Source organism: Kitasatospora cineracea, assembly GCF_003751605.1.
GTDB classification, from domain to species: Bacteria; Actinomycetota; Actinomycetes; order Streptomycetales; family Streptomycetaceae; genus Kitasatospora; species Kitasatospora cineracea.
Genome location: NZ_RJVJ01000001.1, coordinates 3,833,322 through 3,851,442, shown reverse-complemented (window position 1 = coordinate 3,851,442; position 18,121 = coordinate 3,833,322). Strand labels below are relative to the sequence as shown.

General features: G+C 76.2%; 17 protein-coding genes. 4 read left to right on the top strand and 13 right to left on the bottom strand.

The genetic code is table 11. The features are described 5' to 3' along the window. Positions 1–74: 74 nt before the first annotated feature. Entirely contained in the window at positions 75–794 is a 720-nt protein-coding gene (locus EDD39_RS17520) for an SDR family oxidoreductase (protein ID WP_123557156.1), read from the bottom strand. A gap of 119 nt (positions 795–913) precedes the next feature. Between EDD39_RS17520 and EDD39_RS17515 the strand changes: the two genes are divergently transcribed. Both EDD39_RS17515 and EDD39_RS17510 read left to right on the top strand, forming a co-directional pair. Beyond that, positions 914–1,798: a LysR family transcriptional regulator gene (locus tag EDD39_RS17515; RefSeq protein ID WP_123557154.1), complete on the top strand. Its 885-nt coding sequence runs from the start codon at positions 914–916 to the stop codon at positions 1,796–1,798. Positions 1,799–1,940: 142 nt separating this feature from the next. Continuing rightward, positions 1,941–2,387, top strand: a complete 447-nt coding sequence (locus tag EDD39_RS17510; RefSeq protein ID WP_123557152.1) for a DUF4267 domain-containing protein — start codon at positions 1,941–1,943, stop codon at positions 2,385–2,387. A gap of 7 nt (positions 2,388–2,394) precedes the next feature. On the opposite strand, the gene cds1 is transcribed toward EDD39_RS17510, so the two are convergent. From cds1 to EDD39_RS17475, 7 genes are all read right to left on the bottom strand, one after another. Next, the gene (gene cds1 / locus EDD39_RS17505; protein WP_123557150.1) at positions 2,395–3,501 is read right to left on the bottom strand and encodes an L-cysteine desulfhydrase Cds1; all 1,107 of its coding nucleotides are present in this window, start codon (positions 3,499–3,501) and stop codon (positions 2,395–2,397) included. Positions 3,502–3,667: 166 nt separating this feature from the next. Continuing rightward, positions 3,668–6,232 (bottom strand): ABC transporter permease, encoded by a 2,565-nt coding sequence (locus tag EDD39_RS17500; RefSeq protein ID WP_123557148.1) that lies wholly within the window; start codon positions 6,230–6,232, stop codon positions 3,668–3,670. Continuing rightward, a complete protein-coding gene (locus EDD39_RS17495; RefSeq protein WP_123557146.1) occupies positions 6,229–6,978 on the bottom strand; it encodes an ABC transporter ATP-binding protein in 750 nt (249 codons plus the stop codon). Before EDD39_RS17495 ends, EDD39_RS17500 begins: the two co-directional genes overlap by 4 nt. After that, entirely contained in the window at positions 6,975–7,247 is a 273-nt protein-coding gene (locus EDD39_RS41005) for an SHOCT domain-containing protein (RefSeq protein WP_123557144.1), read from the bottom strand. Before EDD39_RS41005 ends, EDD39_RS17495 begins: the two co-directional genes overlap by 4 nt. Before the next feature lie 137 nt (positions 7,248–7,384). Further along, on the bottom strand, positions 7,385–8,047 hold the full coding sequence (locus tag EDD39_RS17485) for a response regulator (RefSeq protein WP_030462884.1): 663 nt from the start codon (positions 8,045–8,047) through the stop codon (positions 7,385–7,387). Then, positions 8,044–9,246 (bottom strand): sensor histidine kinase, encoded by a 1,203-nt coding sequence (locus EDD39_RS17480; protein ID WP_123557142.1) that lies wholly within the window; start codon positions 9,244–9,246, stop codon positions 8,044–8,046. Before EDD39_RS17480 ends, EDD39_RS17485 begins: the two co-directional genes overlap by 4 nt. Positions 9,247–9,377: 131 nt before the next feature. Then, complete coding sequence (locus EDD39_RS17475) at positions 9,378–10,241, bottom strand: PhzF family phenazine biosynthesis protein (RefSeq protein WP_123557139.1); 864 nt, start codon at positions 10,239–10,241, stop codon at positions 9,378–9,380. A 163-nt stretch (positions 10,242–10,404) separates the two neighbouring features. Between EDD39_RS17475 and EDD39_RS17470 the strand changes: the two genes are divergently transcribed. Then, positions 10,405–11,136: a polyprenol monophosphomannose synthase gene (locus tag EDD39_RS17470; RefSeq protein WP_123557137.1), complete on the top strand. Its 732-nt coding sequence runs from the start codon at positions 10,405–10,407 to the stop codon at positions 11,134–11,136. A 103-nt stretch (positions 11,137–11,239) separates the two neighbouring features. Here EDD39_RS17470 and EDD39_RS17465 read toward each other — a convergent pair whose 3' ends face one another. After that, a complete protein-coding gene (locus EDD39_RS17465; protein WP_123557135.1) occupies positions 11,240–12,406 on the bottom strand; it encodes an ROK family protein in 1,167 nt (388 codons plus the stop codon). 199 nt (positions 12,407–12,605) lie between these two features. On the opposite strand from EDD39_RS17465, the gene EDD39_RS17460 reads away from it, so the two are divergent. Continuing rightward, entirely contained in the window at positions 12,606–13,853 is a 1,248-nt protein-coding gene (locus EDD39_RS17460) for an MFS transporter (protein WP_123557133.1), read from the top strand. A gap of 81 nt (positions 13,854–13,934) precedes the next feature. Here EDD39_RS17460 and EDD39_RS39620 read toward each other — a convergent pair whose 3' ends face one another. From EDD39_RS39620 to EDD39_RS17435, 4 genes are all read right to left on the bottom strand, one after another. Then, positions 13,935–14,552: a hypothetical protein gene (locus EDD39_RS39620; RefSeq protein WP_162870050.1), complete on the bottom strand. Its 618-nt coding sequence runs from the start codon at positions 14,550–14,552 to the stop codon at positions 13,935–13,937. Positions 14,553–14,799: 247 nt separating this feature from the next. Further along, entirely contained in the window at positions 14,800–16,356 is a 1,557-nt protein-coding gene (locus tag EDD39_RS38990; RefSeq protein ID WP_162870049.1) for an SMI1/KNR4 family protein, read from the bottom strand. Between the two features lie 59 nt (positions 16,357–16,415). Continuing rightward, entirely contained in the window at positions 16,416–17,180 is a 765-nt protein-coding gene (locus EDD39_RS17440; RefSeq protein ID WP_123557126.1) for an acyltransferase, read from the bottom strand. 98 nt (positions 17,181–17,278) lie between these two features. Next, entirely contained in the window at positions 17,279–18,043 is a 765-nt protein-coding gene (locus EDD39_RS17435) for an enoyl-CoA hydratase family protein (RefSeq protein ID WP_123557124.1), read from the bottom strand. Positions 18,044–18,121: the final 78 nt, after the last annotated feature.

Sequence of the window (18,121 nt, the reverse complement as noted above, 5' to 3'; positions counted from 1 at the left end):
CCCCGCCCGGCGGCAGCGGGCCGGGCCCCGGCGGCCGGGGGCGGGCTCGGGAGGCCGGGGGCGGGCTCGGGAGGTCAGACCAGGCGTCCGCCGCCGTCGACGTGCAGGACGGTGCCGGTGACGTACGGGTTGTCGATGGCGTGCAGGACGGCCTTGACCAGGTCGTCGGGGGTGCCGACCCGGCGGGCCGGGTTGCGGGCGGCGACCGAGGCCAGGAAGGACTCCTTGTCGGCGCCGAGGCCGTCCCAGGAGCCGGTGTCGACGATGCCCGGGGAGATCGCGTTGACCCGGACGGGCGCGATCTCCACGGCGAGGGCCTGCACCAGGAAGGCCAGCGCGCCGTTGGTGGTGGCCATCACGGTGCGGGCGGGGGCGGGGCGCCAGGCGGCGACGCCGGAGAAGAAGGTGAGCGAGCCGTCCGCGGCGATCCGCCCGGCGAGGTGCTTGGCGAGCAGCAGCGGCCCGATCACCTTGGCGTCGAACGCCCGCCGCACGTCGGCGAGTTGCAGTTCGGCGAGCGGCCCGTTGGCGGGCAGCCCGGCGGTGGACACCAGGTGGTCGAGGCGGCCGAGCTCGGCCGCGAACGCCTCGATGGACGCCTCGTCGGTGAGGTCGACGGGCAGCACGGTGGCCGGGCCGGACAGCTCGCCGGCCGTCCACTCCAGCTTGCGCGGGTCGGGCCCGGCCAGGACGAGTTCGGCGCCGGCGGCGGAGGCCGCGCGGGCGAGGTGCCGGCCGGTGCGGGAGCCGGCGCCGACGACGGCCAGGCGGCGGCCGGACAGGGATGCGGACACGGTGGTTCTCCTCGGTTCTCGGGGCGGCCGGGTCGTGCTCCCGGCCCGCCCACCAGCCTGCTCCGACCTGCGGTGATAGGTCCAAGGCTTGTTTTCGACCGGATCGATAGACTCCGTTCATGGCAACCCTTCGCCAGCTGGAGTACCTGGCCGCCGTGGTCGACACCGGCTCCTTCACCCGCGCCGCCGAGCAACTGCACGTCACCCAGCCCGCGCTCTCCCACCAAGTCCGGGCCCTGGAGGCCTCGTTGGGCGGCCCGCTGCTGGAACGCCTGCCGCGCGCCGTCCGGCTCACCCCGCTCGGCCGGGCCGTCCTCCCGCACGCCCGGGCCGTCCTCGCCGACGCCGGGCGCCTGCACGCGGCGGCCCGCCGGGCGAGCGGCCTGGCCGAGGCCGAACTCGAGGTCGCCACCGTCCACTCGGTGGCCCTCGGCATCCTCCCGCCGGTCCTGCGGGCCTGGCGGGCCCGGCACCCGGGGGTGCGGATCCGGCTGCGCGAGTACCCGCACGCGGAGCTGCTGCGCGCCGCCACGGCAGCCGGCCGGGCCGACCTCGCGGTCGGACCGCTCCCGGACGACTGGGACGGCCCGGTACGGGAGTTGGGCGTCGAGGAGTTCGCCCTCGTGCTGCCCCCGGACGACCCGCTGGCCGGCGCCCCGGGCGGCGCCCTGCCGCTCGCCGCGCTCGCCGACCGCGACTGGGTGCACTACGCCCCCGGGCACGGCCTGGCCGAAGTCCTGGACGCCGCCTGCGCCCGCGCCGGCTTCACCCCCCGCGCCGCCGTCCGCACCGAACAGACCTCCGCCGCCCCCGCCCTCGCCGCCGCCGGCCTCGGCCCCACCCTCGCCCCCGCCACCATCCTCCCGCCCACCCTGGACGCCGCCGTCCTCCGCCCCGACCCCCCGATCCGCCGCACCCTCACCGCCTACACCCGCACCCGCCCCGACCGCCTCACCACCGCCTTCACCGACCTCCTCGCCGCCCGCGTCCGGCTCGGGGGCTGACGGCACCCCGATCCGATAGCTGCGAACCGAATACTAGCGGCGCTAGACATCCGACCGCTCGTCGGCCTAGCATCACTCCTGTCGCTAGCGCCGCTAACCACGCGGCGGACCGGAGCAGTTCGAGGAAGCAGGGGGAACCACCATGTCCGCACTCACCGCCACCGCCACCACCGCCCGCGCGGTCAGCAGCCGGCTGCGCGTCAACCTCGCCACCGGGTTCACCCTGGTGGTCGCGCTGGGCATCGCCTACGTCGGGGTGAGCTTCCTGGTCGCCCCGGAGAGCACCGCCTCCGGGTTCGGGCTGCCGGCCTGGCCGCGGGGGGACGCGGCGGCGTTCCTGAACGTCAAGGGCGTCCGGGACATCGTCTCCGGGCTCGTCCCGCTGGCCCTGCTGCTGACCGGGCACCGGCGGGCGCTCGGGTGGGCGATGCTCGCGGAGTCGGTCACGCCGTTCGGGGACTGCGCGACCATCCTGCTGCACCACGGCAGCACGGCGACGGCCCTCGGCGTGCACTTCGCCACCGCCGTCTTCGTGGTCGTCACCGCCGTCCTGCTGCTCACCGAGCGCGGCGGGGCCCGGCAGGACTGACGGGCGCTCAGCCCTCCGGCCAGGCGCCGCCCGCGAGGAACTCCTCGAGGGCGGCGCGGTGCGGCCGGGGGTCGAGGTGCTCGTCGGCGAGCCACTGCGCGGAGTAGTACTTGTCGAGGTAGCGGTCGCCCGGGTCGCAGATCAGGGTGACGACGCTGCCGGTGCGGCCCGCGGCGCGCATCTCGGCGACGATCCGCAGCGCGCTCCACAGGCCGGTGCCGGTGGAGGCGCCGGCCTTCTTGCCGAGCACGTCGGCCAGCAGGTGGACGGCGGCGACCGAGGCCGCGTCGGGGACCTTCATCATCCGGTCGATCGCGCCGGGCACGAAGGAGGGCTCCATCCGGGGGCGCCCGATGCCCTCGATCCGGGAGCCGTTGGGGCAGTGCGCGTCCGGGTCGTGCTGGACCCAGCCGTCGAAGAAGCAGGAGTTCTCCGGGTCGGCGACGCAGATCCGGGTGTCGTGCTGCATGTAGTGGACGTACCGGGCGATGGTCGCGGAGGTGCCGCCGGTGCCGGCGGTGGCGACGATCCAGGCCGGTTCGGGGTGGGGCTCCATCCGCAGCTGGGCGAAGATCGACTCGGCGATGTTGTTGTTGCCGCGCCAGTCGGTGGCCCGCTCGGCGTAGGTGAACTGGTCCATGTAGTGGCCGCCGGTCTCGGCGGCCAGCTCGGCGGCCGCGGCGTAGACCTCGCCCGCGTTGTCGACCAGGTGACATCGGCCGCCGTGGAACTCGATCAGCTCGATCTTGGCCCGGCTGGTGCTGCGGGCCATCACGGCGACGAACGGGACGCCGATCAGCTGGGCGAAGTACGCCTCGGAGACGGCGGTGGAGCCGCTGGACGCCTCGATGACCGGGGCGCCGGGCCGGATCCAGCCGTTGCACAGCCCGTACAGGAACAGCGAGCGGGCCAGCCGGTGCTTCAGGCTGCCGGTGGGGTGCGTCGACTCGTCCTTGAGGTACAGGTCGATGCCCCACTCGGCGGGCAGCGGGAAGCGCAGCAGGTGGGTGTCGGCGGAGCGGTTGGCGTCGGCCTGGACGCGGCGGACCGCCTCCTTCAGCCAGGCCCGGTACTCGGGGTCGGTCCGGTCCACGTCCTGGGTGTGGTCGCTCATCGCACGCTCTCCTCGCCGCCCGGTTCCCCCGAATGCCCCACCGAGTGTAACAGTCGACTACGATAAGTGACGATTACGGAAGCCCCAGCTTCCCCTTATGCGTACGGGTGCGCACGGATGCGTACGGGTGCGCACGGGCGGGGAAGCCGGGGCGTCCGACGGGGCGTCAGCCGCCCGCCACCGCCCGCAGGACGTCGAGCTTCGCCGCCCGGGCGGCGGGCCGCAGCCCGGCCAGCGCGCCGGCCGCCAGGCCGACCAGGGCGACGACGGCCAGCCGTCCGGCGGGCAGCGCGAAGGAGCCCGTCCCGGCGCTGTCGGCGGCCCGGGTGAGCGCCCAGCCGAGCAGGGCGCCCAGGGCCAGCCCGCCGGCCGTGCCGAACGCGGCGACCAGGACCGACTCCCACCGCACCATGGCCCGCAGTTGGGGCCGGGTCTGGCCGACGGCGCGCAGCAGGCCGAGTTCGCGGGTGCGCTCGTGGACGGCGAGGGTGAGGGTGTTGGCGATGCCGAGCAGGGCGATCAGCACGGCGAGCGCCAGCAGCGCGTAGACCACCGAAAGCATCATGTCGACGCCGGAGGCGGAACTCGCGGCGTACTCGGCGCGGGTCTGCACCTGCGGGCTGCCGTACTCCCGGGCCAACCGCCCGATCGCGGCCTTGCCCTGCTCCACCGTGACGCCCGGCCGCAGTGCGACGGCGACCAGCGTGTCGGCGTCCTGGACGCGGTGCGGCTGCCAGGCCCCCCGGCTGATCAGGTAGTCACCGGCGACGCCGCCGCCCTGGTAGAGGGCGCGGACGGTGAAGGTGGCGGCGCCGTCGGTGAACCGCGCGGCCACCGTGCTGCCCACCCGCCAGCCGTGCGCGTCGGCCTCGGCGCGGGAGACGGCGAGGCCGTCGGCGCCCAGGGCGGCGAGCGAGCCGTCGATCCGGCCGAGGTCGGTGACCTGCGCCAGCGCGACCGGGTCGGCGACGCCCAACTGGGTTCCGTGCCCGTCGAGTTGGGCGACGCCCCGGCCGAGGCCGACCGCGGTGCGCACCTCGGGGAGGGCGGCGATCGCGGGGGCGAGCTTCGGGGAGACGCCGCTGCCGCCGGCCCCGGCGGCGGGGGCGGTGACGGCGAGGTCGCCGGCGAAGGTGCGCGAGACGGTGTCGTCCAGGGTGGCCTTGACCGAGGCGCCGAACACGGTGAACAGGGTGACCACGGCGACGCCGACCATCAGCGCGGTCGCGGTGGCGGCCGTCCGCTTCGGGTTGCGGGCCGCGTTGCGGCGGGCCAGCGCGCCGGTGACGCCGCGCAGCCGGGGCAGCGGCGCGCCCAGCACCCGGACGGCGAGCGCGGCGGCGACCGGCCCGAGCACGACCGTCCCGGCGAGCAGTGCGAGCGCCCCGCCGACGGTGAGCGGCAGCGAGGGGCCGCGGGTCGCGCCGACCACCACAGCGGGCAGCCCCGCCGCCACCAGGACCGCTCCGACCAGCTTCCGCACCAGGGCACTTCGGCCCTGCGCCGACTCGTCGACGGCGGTGTCGCGCAGGGCGGCGAGCGGGGCGGTGCGGGCGGCGCGCAGCGCGGGGGCGAGCGCGGAGACCGCGGCGACCAGGGTGCCGGTGAGCAGCGGGAGCAGGATCGTCGCGGGGTGGACCACGGTGCCGCCGGTGGGCAGCGTGAAGCCGATCGCGGCGAACAGCGCCTTGAGTCCGGCGGCGACGCCGAAGCCGCCGAGCAGGCCGAGCACGGAGGCCAGCAGGCCGATGGCGAGGGCCTCGCCGAGGGTGGTGCCGAGCACCTGCCGGCGGCCGGCGCCGAGGGCGCGCAGCAGGGCGTTCTCCCGGGTGCGCTGGGCGGTGACGATGGCGAAGGTGTTGTGGATGGTGAAGGTGGCGACCAGCAGGGCGATCCCGGCGAACACCAGCAGCAGGGTGGTGAACAGGCTCAGGAAGCGGCCGGAGACGTCGGCGGTGGACTGCGCGGTGGCGTCCGCGCCGGTCAGCGCCTCCACCCCGTTCGGCAGCAACGGCCTTATTCTGTCGACCAGTTGGCGCTGGGTCAGGGTGTCCGAGCGGAGCCGGACGGTGGACACCTGCCCGGCGCCCTTCGGCGTCAGGTGGGCCTGGGCGTCGGCGAGGGTCAGCGCGGTGAAGGTGCTGGGGCCCATGCCGTCGGCGTCGGCGCCGAAGGTGGCGATGCCGACCACGGTGATCCGCACCGGGTCGGGGGTGCGCAGCACCGCGCTGTCGCCGACCTTCAGCCCGCCGGTCCTCGCCGCGCCCCGGTTGATCACCGCCTCGCCGGGCGCGGCGGGGGCGCGGCCCTCGGCGAGCCGGTACGGGTTGAGCCCGGGGTCGGCGATCCAGTTCCCGGCCAGGGTGGGCGGGCCCTGCCCGCCGACGGGCTTGCCGTCGGCGCCGATCAGCTGGCCCGCGCCCTGCACGGACGGTTCGGCGGCGCTCACCCCGGGCGCGGCGCGCAGCTTCGCGGTCAGCGCCTCGTCCAGCGGGGCGCGGACCCCGCCGGGGGCGTTGGGGACGTCCAGCACCTCGGCGCTGCGGACCACCGCGTCGGTGCCCGCGTCGGCGTCCGCGAACAGGGTGTCGAAGTTGGCCCGCAGGGTGTCGCCCAGCACCATGGTGCCGGTCAGGAACGCCACTCCGAGGACGATGGACAGCACGGTGCCGAACAGCCGGCGCCGGTGGGCGAGCAGCGAGCGCGCCCCGATCCGCACGCTCGCGTTCACCGGGCGGCCGCCCGGCCGCGACGGGTGTCGAGGGCCTTCATCCGGTCCAGCACCCCTTCGGCGGTGGGCCGTTCCACGGTGTCGACCAGGCGGCCGTCGGCCAGGAACAGCACCGTGTCGGCGTACGCGGCGGCGGCCGGGTCGTGGGTGACCATCACCACCGACTGCCGCATGGTGTCCACCGCGGAGCGCAGCAGCCCGAGCACCTCCTCGCCGCTGCGGGAGTCCAGGTTGCCGGTCGGCTCGTCCGCGAACACCACCTGCGGCCGCCCGGCCAGCGCCCGGGCGACGGCCACCCGCTGCTGCTGGCCGCCGGAGAGCTGGCTCGGCCGGTGGTGCAGCCGGTCGCCGAGACCGACCACGTCGATCAGCGCGTCCAGCCACTCCCGGTCGGGGGCGGCGCCGCCCAGGTCCAGCGGCAGCGTGATGTTCTCCCGGACGGTGAGCGTCGGCAGCAGGTTGAACGCCTGGAAGACGAACCCGATCCGCTCCCGGCGCAGCAGCGTCAACTCCCGGTCGCCGAGCCCCGAGAGCTCGGTCTCCCCCAGCCAGGCCCGGCCCCCGCTCAGGGTGTCCAGGCCCGCCGCGCAGTGCATCAGGGTGGACTTCCCCGACCCGGAGGGCCCCATCACGGCGGTGAACCGGGCCTCCGCGAACTCCACGCTGACGCCGTCCAGCGCCCGCACCCGGGTCTCCCCCGCGCCGTACTCCTTCACGGCGCCCTCGACCCGGGCCGCGGCCGTCACCGCTTCCCCCCGCCGCTGCCGTGCTCCTCGGTCAGGACGCCCCGGCGCTCCCGGTACTCCGCCTCGTCGATCTCCCCCTGCGCGTACCGCCGCCCCAGCACCGCCAGCGGGGCGTGCTCCCCACCGCCGCACCAGCCGCGCCGCCGCCACACCGACCGCCGCAGCACCGTCACCACCAGCACCGCGACCAGCAGCCAGAACAGCGGGAACACCAGCACCCACGGCCCGGGCCCGTGCCCGGACCACCCATCGGCCAGCAACGTCACCATCACCACTCATCCCCTTCGGTCGAGCCGCCGGCTCCCTGCCGGCCCCTCCACCGTCCCCCCGCACCCCCGCCCGGAGCGTCCCCCACCGGGCGACACCCGCCCTACTCCCTGCGCACTACCCCGGCCGCACCGCCCGCCTACCCCAGCCACCCTGGCCTGACCAGCCCCGACTCGTAGGCCAGCACCACCAGTTGGGCCCGGTCGCGGGCGCCGAGTTTGACCATGGTGCGGCTGACGTGGGTCTTGGCGGTGAGGGGGCTGACCACCAGGCGGCGGGCGATGTCCTCGTTGGTGAGGCCGAGGCCGACCAGGGCGAGGACTTCGCGTTCGCGGTCGGTGAGGACGTCCAGGCGGGTGGTGGCGGGTTCCTTGGAGCGGGCGGCGAACTCGCCGATCAGGCGGCGGGTGACGCCCGGGGAGAGCAGGGCGTCACCGGCGGCGGCGACCCGGACGGCGCGCAGCAGGTCGCCGGGTTCGGTGTCCTTGACCAGGAAGCCGGCGGCGCCCGCGCGCAGTGCTTCGAAGACGTACTCGTCCAGTTCGAAGGTGGTCAGCACGACGACCCGGACGTCGGCGAGTTCCGGGTCGGCGCAGATCCGGCGGGTCGCGGCGAGGCCGTCCAGGCGGGGCATCCGGATGTCCATCAGGACCACGTCGGGGCGCAGTTCGCGGGTGAGGGCGAGGGCCTGTTCGCCGTCCTCGGCCTCGCCGACCGCCTCCAGGTCGGGCTGGGCGTCCAGCAGGGCGCGGAATCCGGCCCGGACGAGGGTCTGGTCGTCGGCCAGCAGCACCCTGATCACGTCGTGTCCCCGTTCTCCGTCGTCGTCGCCGTCACCGGCAGCCGGGCCCGGACCCGCCAGCCGCCGGCCCCGTCCGGGCCGGCTTCGACGCTGCCGCCGAGGGCGGCGGCCCGTTCGCGCATGCCGGTGAGTCCGTTGCCGCTGCCGCCCGCGTCGCCGCCGCCGGGCGGGCCGGGGTCGGTCACCGTGACCGTCAATCCGACAGTGTCCCAGGCGAGTTCGACGGTGGCGGTGCGGGCGGTGGAGTGCCGCAGCACGTTGGTGAGCGCTTCCTGGACGATCCGGAACGCGGCGAGTTCGAGTCCGGCCCCGGTGCGGGCGGGGCGGCCGCGGCGGGTGACGGACACCGCCAGCCCGGCGTGCCCGGCCTGTTCGACCAGTTCGTCCAGGCGCTGCAGTCCGGGCGCGGGGGTGCGCGGGGCGGCCGCGCCGGGTCCGCGCAGGGTGCCGAGGACCTGGCGGACCTCGCCGAGTGCTTCCTTGCTGGTGGCCTTGATGGTGGTGAGGGCGTCGCGGGCCTGTTCGGGGCGGGCGTCGAGCAGTTCCAGGGCGACGCCCGCCTGGACGTGGATCAGCGAGATCGAGTGGGCCAGGATGTCGTGCAGTTCGCGGGCCATCCGCAGCCGTTCCTCGTCGTTGCGGCGGGCCCGGGCCTCCTCCTCGGCGGCCCGTACGGCGGCGATCCGCTCCTGCCGGAAGCGGGCCAGTTCGGCCCCGGCGAAGACCAGCAGCAGCCAGGCGGTGACGCCCAGTTCCTGCCAGCCCCGCACGGCGTGGTTCGGGGCCCGCAGCCAGGCGTCGGGCAGTGCGTAACCGGTCAGCAGGTGCACCAGGTAGAACCCGGCGGCGCTCAGCCAGGCCGCCCGCCGGTGCCCGTGCCGGACCGCGCCGAAGAACGCCACCACCAGCGCCAGGAACCCGGGCCCGTACGGGTAGCCCGCCCACAGGTAGCCGGCGGTCACCGCCGAGACGGCGGCCACGGTGGCGGCCGGCCACCGGCGGCGCAGCACCAGCAGCGCGGGGCCGAGCACCAGCAGCAGGTACCCCCAGGCGTCCAGCGGCACCCGGCCGCCCTGGTGCCGCTGGGCCGCCGTCGTCCCGGCCACCTGCAGCACCGCGACCACGACGGCGCCCGCCACCGGCCACCCGGCCTTCGCCGCCCGTACCCACGGGGGCACCCACAGCCGCGTCTCACCCATACCCGAAGGCTAACCACACCGCCGCGCCCCACCATCGTCCGCACGGAGCAGACGCGCCTACTCCCCGCGCAGTAGCGCAGCGGCGCAGCAGCCCGGCGGCGGGCCGGGGGCCGGGCCCGCAGGAGGGGCCGTCACATCCGCACGGCCCGCCCGGTGACCCGGACCCGGTCGTCGCCCTCGGTGAGGTCGACGGTGAGCACGCCGGGGCGGCCGAGGTCCTGGCCCTGGTGGAGGGTGAGGCGGGCGGTGCCCAGGCCGCGCAGCTCGCGCAGGTAGGCGCCGAAAGCGGCCGCGGCGGCGCCGGTGGCCGGGTCCTCGACGACGCCGCCGACCGGGAACGGGTCGCGGACGTGGTAGGTGGTGGCGTCCTGTTCCCAGACCAGTTGGAGGGTGATCAGGTCGAGCCGCCGCATCAGGGCGGCGAGCGCGTCGAAGTCGTAGTCGAGGTCGGCCAGCCGGGCCCGGGTGGCCGCGGCGAGGACGAGGTGGCGCGCCCCGGCGTAGGCGATCCGCGGCGGGAGGCGGTGGTCGAGTTCGTCGGCCCGCCAGTGCAGCGCGGCCAGCGCCTCGGCGACGTCGGCCGCCGCGGCGTCCTCGACGGCGGTGGGGACGCTGGTCAGGGTGGCCCGGTAGCCGTGCTCGGCGTCCCCCGTGACGGTGACCGGCACCGGCCCGGCCTTGGTCTCGAAGCGGAACTCGCCGGGGCCGTGCCGCTCGCCGAGGACGACCGCGGCGGCGATGGTGGCGTGGCCGCAGAACGGCACTTCGGTGAGCGGGCTGAAGTAGCGGACGGCGTAGCCGCGCGGCCGGTCCGGGTCGGCGGTCAGGAAGGCGGTCTCCGAGTGGCCGAGGCGGGCGGCGAGGGCGAGTTGCTCCTCGTCGGTGAGCGCCGCGGCGTCCAGGACCACTCCGGCGGGGTTGCCGCCGGCCGGGTCGGCGGTGAAGGCGGCGTACTGCAGCGGCTCGGGGCGGTGGCCCGGTGCGGTGTCGGTCATGCCTGCTGAACGGGGCGGCCGGGCCCGGGATTCCCCGGCCCCGGGCCTGCGGTTCCCCGGGCCCGGGCCGGGGAGGGGGCGGGAACGGCCCGGTGGGACGGACGTTCGGACAAGAACGCTAGACTGCCGCATCCGGCTCGCACGGCATCGAGGAAAGAAGAACATGGCTGAGGTCCACCCGAAGGTAGTTGTGGTTGTGCCGACCTACAACGAGCGGGAGAACCTCCCGGTCCTGGTCGGCCGGCTGGCCGAGCTCGGCATGGCGAACCTGCACGTGCTGGTCGTGGACGACAACTCCCCGGACGGCACCGGCGAGGTCGCCGACAAGCTGGCGGCCGACTCGGGCGGCACCCTCTCGGTGCTGCACCGGACCGAGAAGGACGGCCTGGGCCGGGCCTACGTCGCGGGCATGTCCCGGGCGCTGGAGGACGGCGCCGACATCGTGGTGCAGATGGACGCCGACCTGTCGCACCCGCACACCGCCCTCCCCGCGATGGTGGAGAAGCTGACCGGGACGGACGCCTCGGTGGTGCTGGGCTCGCGCTACGTGCCGGGCGGCTCGACCGCCTCGGAGTGGCCGTGGCACCGCAAGGCGCTGTCGGCCTGGGCGAACTTCTACGTCAACGCGATCCTCCGGCTGAAGGTCAAGGACGCCACCGCCGGCTTCAAGGCGTGGGAGGCCGGGGCGCTGCGCAGCGTGGACCTGGATTCGGTGCGTTCCAACGGCTACTCGTTCCAGGTCGAGATGAACCACCGGGTGGTCCGGCAGGGCATGCGGATCGCCGAGGTGCCGATCCGCTTCGAGGAGCGGGTCGAGGGCATGTCGAAGATGAGCCTGGGCGTGCAGCTGGAGTCCGCGGTGGCCCCGTGGAAGCTGCGGTTCGGCAAGAAGTAACGGCGCCCCCGGGGCGCACCGGACGGCGCGGGTCGACGATTCGTCACCCGCGCCGTTCCGTTTTCCCGGCCGCCCCGCCCCGGTGCTCGGGCACTCGGGGCGCTCAGGGCGCGGCGGCGGCCTGCGGGTCGTCCAGGTAGGGCTCCCAGGCGAGTTCGGCGGCGCCGACCAGTCCGGCGTGCACGACCTGGGCGGGGACGATCGGGATGCGTCCGCTGCGGCCCCACAGGCAGCGTTCGGCGACCACGGCGGCGAGCCGGTCGGGGGCGGCGGCGAGCAGGTCGAGGTGCAGGCCGCTGAGCACGATCCGGTCGGGGTTGAGGATGTTGACCAGTCCGGCGAGGCCGAGGCCGAGCCGGTCGACGACGTGGTCGAGGGCGTCGGCGGCCTCCGGGTCGCGGGCCAGCGCGCGGGCCTGCGGGAGCAGCGGGCGGTCCGGGTCGGGGCGGCGCTCGGCGGCGGCGAACAGCGCGTCGGTGTCGGTCTCGGCGTTCAGGCAGCCGCGGTTGCCGCAGGCGCAGGGGCGGCCGAGCGGGTCGACGGTGAGGTGGCCGACCTCGAGGGCGAGGCCGGAGCTGCCGGTGTGCAGGTGCCCGTCGATGACCAGGGCGCCGCCGACGCCGCGGTGGCCGGAGGTGACCAGCAGCAGGTGGCGGGCGCCGCGGCCGGCGCCGTGCCGGTGTTCGGCGAGGGCGGCCAGGTTGGCGTCGTTGGCGACGGCGGTGAGCAGGCCGGTGCGGGCGCGCGGGCCGAGGTCGGCGCGGGCGACGGCGGCGGCGAAGAGTTCGGCGGCGGGGGTGCCGGAGGGCCAGCCGAAGTGCAGGGCGGCGAGCGCGGTGCCGTCGGGTTCGGTGACGGGGTTGGGCAGGGCGAGCGCGAAGCCGAGGATCCGGCGGCGGCTGTCGCGGGCGAGCCGGGCGCCGGTCTCGGCGACGGCGCCGAGCAGTGCGGCGGGCGAGGTGTCGGCGGGCAGCGGCAGGTGGACGGGGTCGTGCAGGCGGCCGCCGAGCCCGGCCAGGGCGGCGGAGAGGCCGTCGGCGTGCAGCTGGGCGGCGAGCACGGCGGGGCCGGGGTCGGCCGGGGCGAGGCGGTGCGAGGGGCGGCCGCGGCCGCCGCCGCCCGGGCGGGAGTCGACGGTGATCAGGCCGAGCGCCTCGAGTTCGCCGGTGACGGCGCCGGCGGTGGCGCGGGTGACGTCGAGGGCGCCGGTGAGCGCGGAGCGGGTGGGGGCCTGCCCGGTGTGGATCAGGCGCAGGGCCGGTCCGAGCAGGGTCCGGCCGCGGTCGGGCGCGGCGCGCCGGGCCGGGCGCGGGGCGCCTGCTGTCCCGGCGGCGGGTCGGCCCGACGTCCCGGCTGCGGCTGCGGCTGCGGTTCCGGGCTCCCGGGCGGGTTCCGGCTCGGATTACGGCTCGGATTCTGGCTCGGATTCGGACTTGAAGGTGTGTGCGGCACTCCCCTATTCTGACTTTGTGCCGCTACTGAACAAAACAGAAGCCCGTCCTGCCCGCCCCTCCTCCCCCACCTCCCCGTCCGGCCGACGCTCCTCCTGGTCGGCGGCACGCCTCGCCCTCACCGCCTTCTTCACCGTCGACGGCTTCCTGTTCGCCGCCTGGGTGGTCCGGATCCCGGACGTCCGCGCCCAGGTCGCGGCCTCGCACAGCGCGCTGGGCCTGGCCCTGCTGTGCATCTCGGCCGGCGCGGTCGCCACCATGGCCCTGGTCGGACGGCTGTGCCTGCGGTACGGCTCGCGCCGGGTCACCGTCGCCTCGGTCGCCGTGTTCTCGCTCGCGGTCGCCCTGCCCGCGCACACCCACTCGGTGCTCGCGCTCGGCGCGGTGCTGCTGCTGTTCGGCGCCGGCTACGGCGCGGCCAACGTGGCGATGAACAGCGCCGCGGTCGACCTGGTCGCCGAACTCCGACGCCCCGTCATGCCCAGCTTCCACGCGGGCTACAGCCTCGGCGGCCTGCTCGGCGCCGCGGTCGGCGGCCTGCTCGCGGGCCGGATCAGCGCCTCCTGGGCGCTGGCCGCGTCCGGCGCGCTCGGCCTGGCCGTGGTCGCCCTGGCCGGCACCGCGCTGCTGCGCGCCCCGGCCGCCGCCCGCCCGGCCCCGCGCGAGAGCGCCGCCCCGGCCCCGGCCGGTGCCGCCGCCCGGCTGTCCGGCCACGCCCGGCTGCTGGTCGTCCTGCTCGGCCTGACCGCGCTGTGCACGGCGTACGGCGAGGGTGCGCTCGCCGACTGGGCCACCCTGCACCTGACCGACGACGTGCACGCCAGCACCGCGACGGCCGCCGCCGGGTACGCCGCCTTCGCCTTCGCCATGACCGCGGGCCGGCTCTCCGGCACCTGGCTCTCCGAACGGCTCGGCCAGACCAGGGTGATGCTGCTGGGCGGCCTGGCCGCCTGCGCGGGCATGGCGACCGCCGCGCCGGCCCCGTCCGTCCCGCTGGTGCTGGCGGGCTTCGTCCTGGTCGGCCTCGGCCTGGCCAACGTCTTCCCGCTGGCGATCGCCCAGGCCGGGGCCGCCGCCGGCCCGCAGGGCGTGGCCACCGCCTCCACCCTCGGCTACGCGGGCATGCTGATCGGCCCCCCGGTGATCGGCTTCCTCGCCGACGCCCTCTCGCTGCCCGCCGCCCTGCTCACCGTCGCCGCCAGCTCCGCGCTGGCCGGCCTGCTCGCCCTCGCCGTCCGCCGCCACCGCACCGGCCGCCCGGCCTGACGGCTCCCCGGAACCGACGAACGGCGGCCCGGACGTCCCCACGCGCCCGGGCCGCCGCCCGCCGTCACCACCGGCGGACCGTCACGGCCGGTAGAGCTGGGTGATGCTGAGCACCTTGTTCTGGGCGCCGACCTTCACCTCGTACTGGTTGCCGAAGCAGCGGTACGGCGCGGCGGGCCGGGCCTGCTTCAGGCAGGCCTCCTGCGCCTTCATGAAGACGAACAGGTCGACGCTCTTCGCCTTCAGGTTCTCGTCCAGCAGGTAGGTCTTCACGTCGTTGTCGAAGCTGTAGAGCCGGGGGTCGCCCTGCGCCTCCCAGTAGCCGTCGTCGGGGACGTCGGGGCCGCAGACGAACTCGGTGGACTTGGCGCGCATCCACACGTGCGTCAGGTAGGCGTTCTCGGTGGCCTCCACCACCGTCCGCCCGGCCGCGCCTGCCGTGCAGTCAGCGGCGGGGACGGTGGCCTTCCCGGTGGTACCACCGGCGGTGCCACCGGCGGTGGACTTTCCCCCGCTCGCCGCCGGCTTCGGGCTCCCGGAGGCGGCCGGCGCGGCAGCGGGGGCGGAGCCGCCCGCGGAGGCGGTGGCGGCCGGGGCGGAGCCGGACGCGCCGGAGGAGGAGCCCTCCGGGTCGCACGCGGTCAGGGCGAGGGCGGAGGCGGCCAGCACGGCGGCCACGGCGAAACGGTTGAGACGCATGACGCGAATTCCCCCGTGAACTAGTGGGTGGGTAGGGCGGATCCGGCCGTGTTTCCGTCGACGCCCCCGCGGCCCGACCTGCACTTCCAAGATCCAACGGACGGACATCCTGCCCGATCCGACAGACCCCACCACGCCGGCCCGCCCCGCCCGGTTTCCCCCGTTGCGCAGCCGTGACAGTCGTTGCACCCCGGGGGCTTCCCGCCGGATCCCCGCAAAACACCCGCCCGCCCGGACCGGCGCCCCGTCAACTCCCGTCCGCCGAGATCCCTTCCACCCGGTACGAGTCCCCCGCCGGGTGCCCGATCCGCGCCGCCCACTGCGCCGTGGCCTCCGCCCCGACCGAGCGCGCCGCCACCAGGCCTGGCGGCAGCGCGTCCCGCTCCAGCAGCTCCGCCCACTGCCCCCGCGTCAGCGCGAGGTACCGCAGCCCGGCCGACTCGCCCAGTACGCCCAGGTCCTGCACCACAGCGCAGCGCGACAGGTCCAGCCACCACAGTGCGGGCAGCGCGCGCAGCGGCGCCAGGTCCAACGGGACGTCGCAGGCCAGGTCGAGCGCGCCGAGGTGCGGGTGCCCGGCCAGCGGCGCCAGCCCCTCGCCGTCCAGCCCGGCCCGCAGGAACTCCACCGGCAGCGGGCGCAGCGCGCCGAGCCCGATGGCGGTGCGGGCCCCCAGGTCGAGCCGGCGCAGCCGGGGCGCGGCGGCCAGCGGGGCGAGGTCGAGCGGGGCGGCGGGGGCCCGGGGCGTGATCCGCACCGATTGGAGGTCCGGGCCGGGGGCGGCGGGCAGCCCGGCGTCGCTCCACTCCGGTTCCTCCGGTTCCTCGTCCGGGTCCCGGTCGAGCAGCAGGTGGGGCGGCCAGTCGTCCTGGAGCGCGTAGTGGCCGCGCTCCAGCAGGTCGAGGTGGTGGACGAGCAGCGAGGTGACGGAGTCGGCGACGTACCGCGGGCCCTCGTGGTGGTCGGCCCCGATGTCCAGCACCTGTCCGGGTCGGCCCGCCGCGGCCGGGGCGAGGTCGACGGCGTGGTGGTTGCCGCTGCCGTCGGTGGTGAACGGCACCCACCCCGGGTGGTCGTGGCAGCGGCGGACGGCGCCGTGCGGCCGGGGTTCGAACGGGACGGCCGCGTCGCCGGGTTCGTCCCAGGCGAAGCGGAACCTCCCGGCGTAGCGCAGGTGTTCGGCGGCGTGCACCATCTCGTCGAGCGTCAGCAGCTCCCGGCCGTCGATCAGGCTCGAGGTGCCCCCGCCGCCGTCGGTGGTGAGGTAGAGCGCCCGCAGGTCGTCCGGCAGCCGGTGGCCGAGGCGCCGTTCGGCCTCGGCCACCTGCTCGGGCGTCGCGGGCGGAGCCGATTGCTCCGCCTCGCCGAGCAGTTCGGCCCGGCCGCGGAGGAAGGCGCGCAGCGCCGCGACGGCCCGGGCCGCGTCCCCGGCCGGGGGCAGGGCGGAGCCGGGGGCGCGCTCGTCCGGCAGCGGGTGGACGTACCCGGGGTCGAGGACCACGGTGTCCCCCGAGAGCACCGTCCCGGGCTCCGCGCCGAAGTCGAACGTCCCGCCCGGCCGTCCCCGCACCGCCAGCCGGGCGCCGCGCCAGCCCCGTTCGGCCGCGATCGCCGCCGCGAGCGCCTCGGCCCCGGCCACCGCCCCCGTCGGCCGCGGCACCCTGCCGGGCACCACCCACCAGCCGTCGCACTCCGTCCCGGCCGGCCCGGCCTTGACGGTCAGTTCGAAATCCGTCCACCCCTCGGGTGCGCCGCGCACCAGCCGGGCGACGAACTCCCGTACGTCCTGTTCGAGCCGTTCCACCGTCGCCGCCCTCTCTCCGTCCGTGTCCGGCGGGATCGTCGCAGCCGGTACCGACAGCCCTACGGCACCGGCGGCTGTTCGCCCGGGAGGCGGAGGTCCCAGCCGACCAGGGCGCGGAGTTGTTCGGCGGTGACGCCGTCGGGGACCGGGCGGGGCGCCTCGTGGCGGATGGGGGGCTGCCAGCCGTCCTCGGGGTTCCAGGTGCGGACCTGGCGGGCGGGGGCGCCGGCGACCACGGCGTAGTCGGGGACCTCGCCGGCGACCACGGAGTTGGCGGCGACCACGACGTTGCGGCCGATCCGGGCGCCGGGGAGGATCACCGCGCCGGTGCCGATCCAGGAGCCGGCGCCGATCGAGACGGGCTCGTTGCGGGGCCACTGCTTGCCGATCGGGAGTCCGGTGTCGCGGTACTCGTGGGCCTGGTCGGTGATGTAGACGTCGGGGCCGGTCCAGACGTCGTCGCCGAGTTCGATCCGCTGGTGGCCGACGATGTGGCTGCCGCGGCCGATGACGCAGCCGCCGCCGATCCGGACGATCGGTTCGGGGCCGAGGTCGAGGCCGGGCAGGAAGCCGGCCGACAGGGTGACGCGTTCGCCGATGATGGAGAACGGGCCGATGGTGATCCAGCGCTCGTTGAAGACGGTGCCGAGCGGGAAGGCGAGTTTGGTGCCGTCGCCGAGCTCCCCGAACCGGTACGGCCCGGGGTTGCGGTTGCTGACCGCGCCGGCGTCCTGCACCCAGCGCCAGCCGCGGTGCACGGCGTGCCCGGCCGCCCGGCGCGACCTCTCGCGGACGGGTCCGAGCAGCCTGCGGACGATCGACATGCGCTCACGGTAGCGGCCGGTGCGCCCCGGCGGCCCGCAACGGGACCAAACTCACACCGGCCGGTAACTTCCGGGCCGGAGGGCCCCGGAGCGCGGGGTCAGCGCACCCAGCGCGCGGGCCGCTTGGCCAGGAAGGCCCGCATGCCCTCCTGCGCCTCCTCGGAGCCGAAGAGCTTGGCCGACAGCGCGACGAGCTCCTCGGTGTGCCGGTCGAAGGACTCCCGGACGTCGGCGTTGGCGAGCAGCTTGGACTCGGCGAGGCCCTGCGGCGAGCAGAGCCGGATGGCGTCCAGGAGGGTGCGCAGTCCGGCGGCGGCGTCGTCGGCGGCCTCGGTGACCAGGCCGATCCGGGCGGCCTCGGCGGAGTCGAAGGTCTCGCCGGTGAGGTAGTAGCGGGCGGCGGCGCGCGGGTCGAGCTTGGGACGCAGCGGCAGCGAGATGACGGCGGGGGCGAGGCCGAGCCGGGACTCGGTGAACGCGAAGGTGGAGTCGGGTCCGGCGACGGCGAGGTCGCAGGCGCCGACCAGGCCGAGCCCGCCGGCCCGGACGTGGCCGTCGACCAGGGCGATGACGGGCTTGGGGCAGTCGACGACGGCGCGCTGCAGGGCGACCAGGCCGCGCGGTCCGACGGTGGGGTCGTCGCCGGTGGCCTCGGAGAGGTCGGCGCCGGCGCAGAACACCCGGCCGGTGTGGCCGAGGACGACGGCGCGGACCTCGGGGTCGGCGGCGGCGTCGGCGAGGCCGGCGGTGAGTTCGGCCATCAGCCGGGTGGAGAGGGCGTTGCGGTTGTGCGGGGAGTCGAGTTCGAGGGTGGCGACGGCGTCGGCGGTGGTGGCGCGGACGAGCGGCGCGTGGGTGGTCATCTGGCGTGGCCTGCCTTCCGGCTGAGGGTGGGTCGGACGGGGCGTCGTCTGCACCCTGGCACACCGCGGCCCTACTGG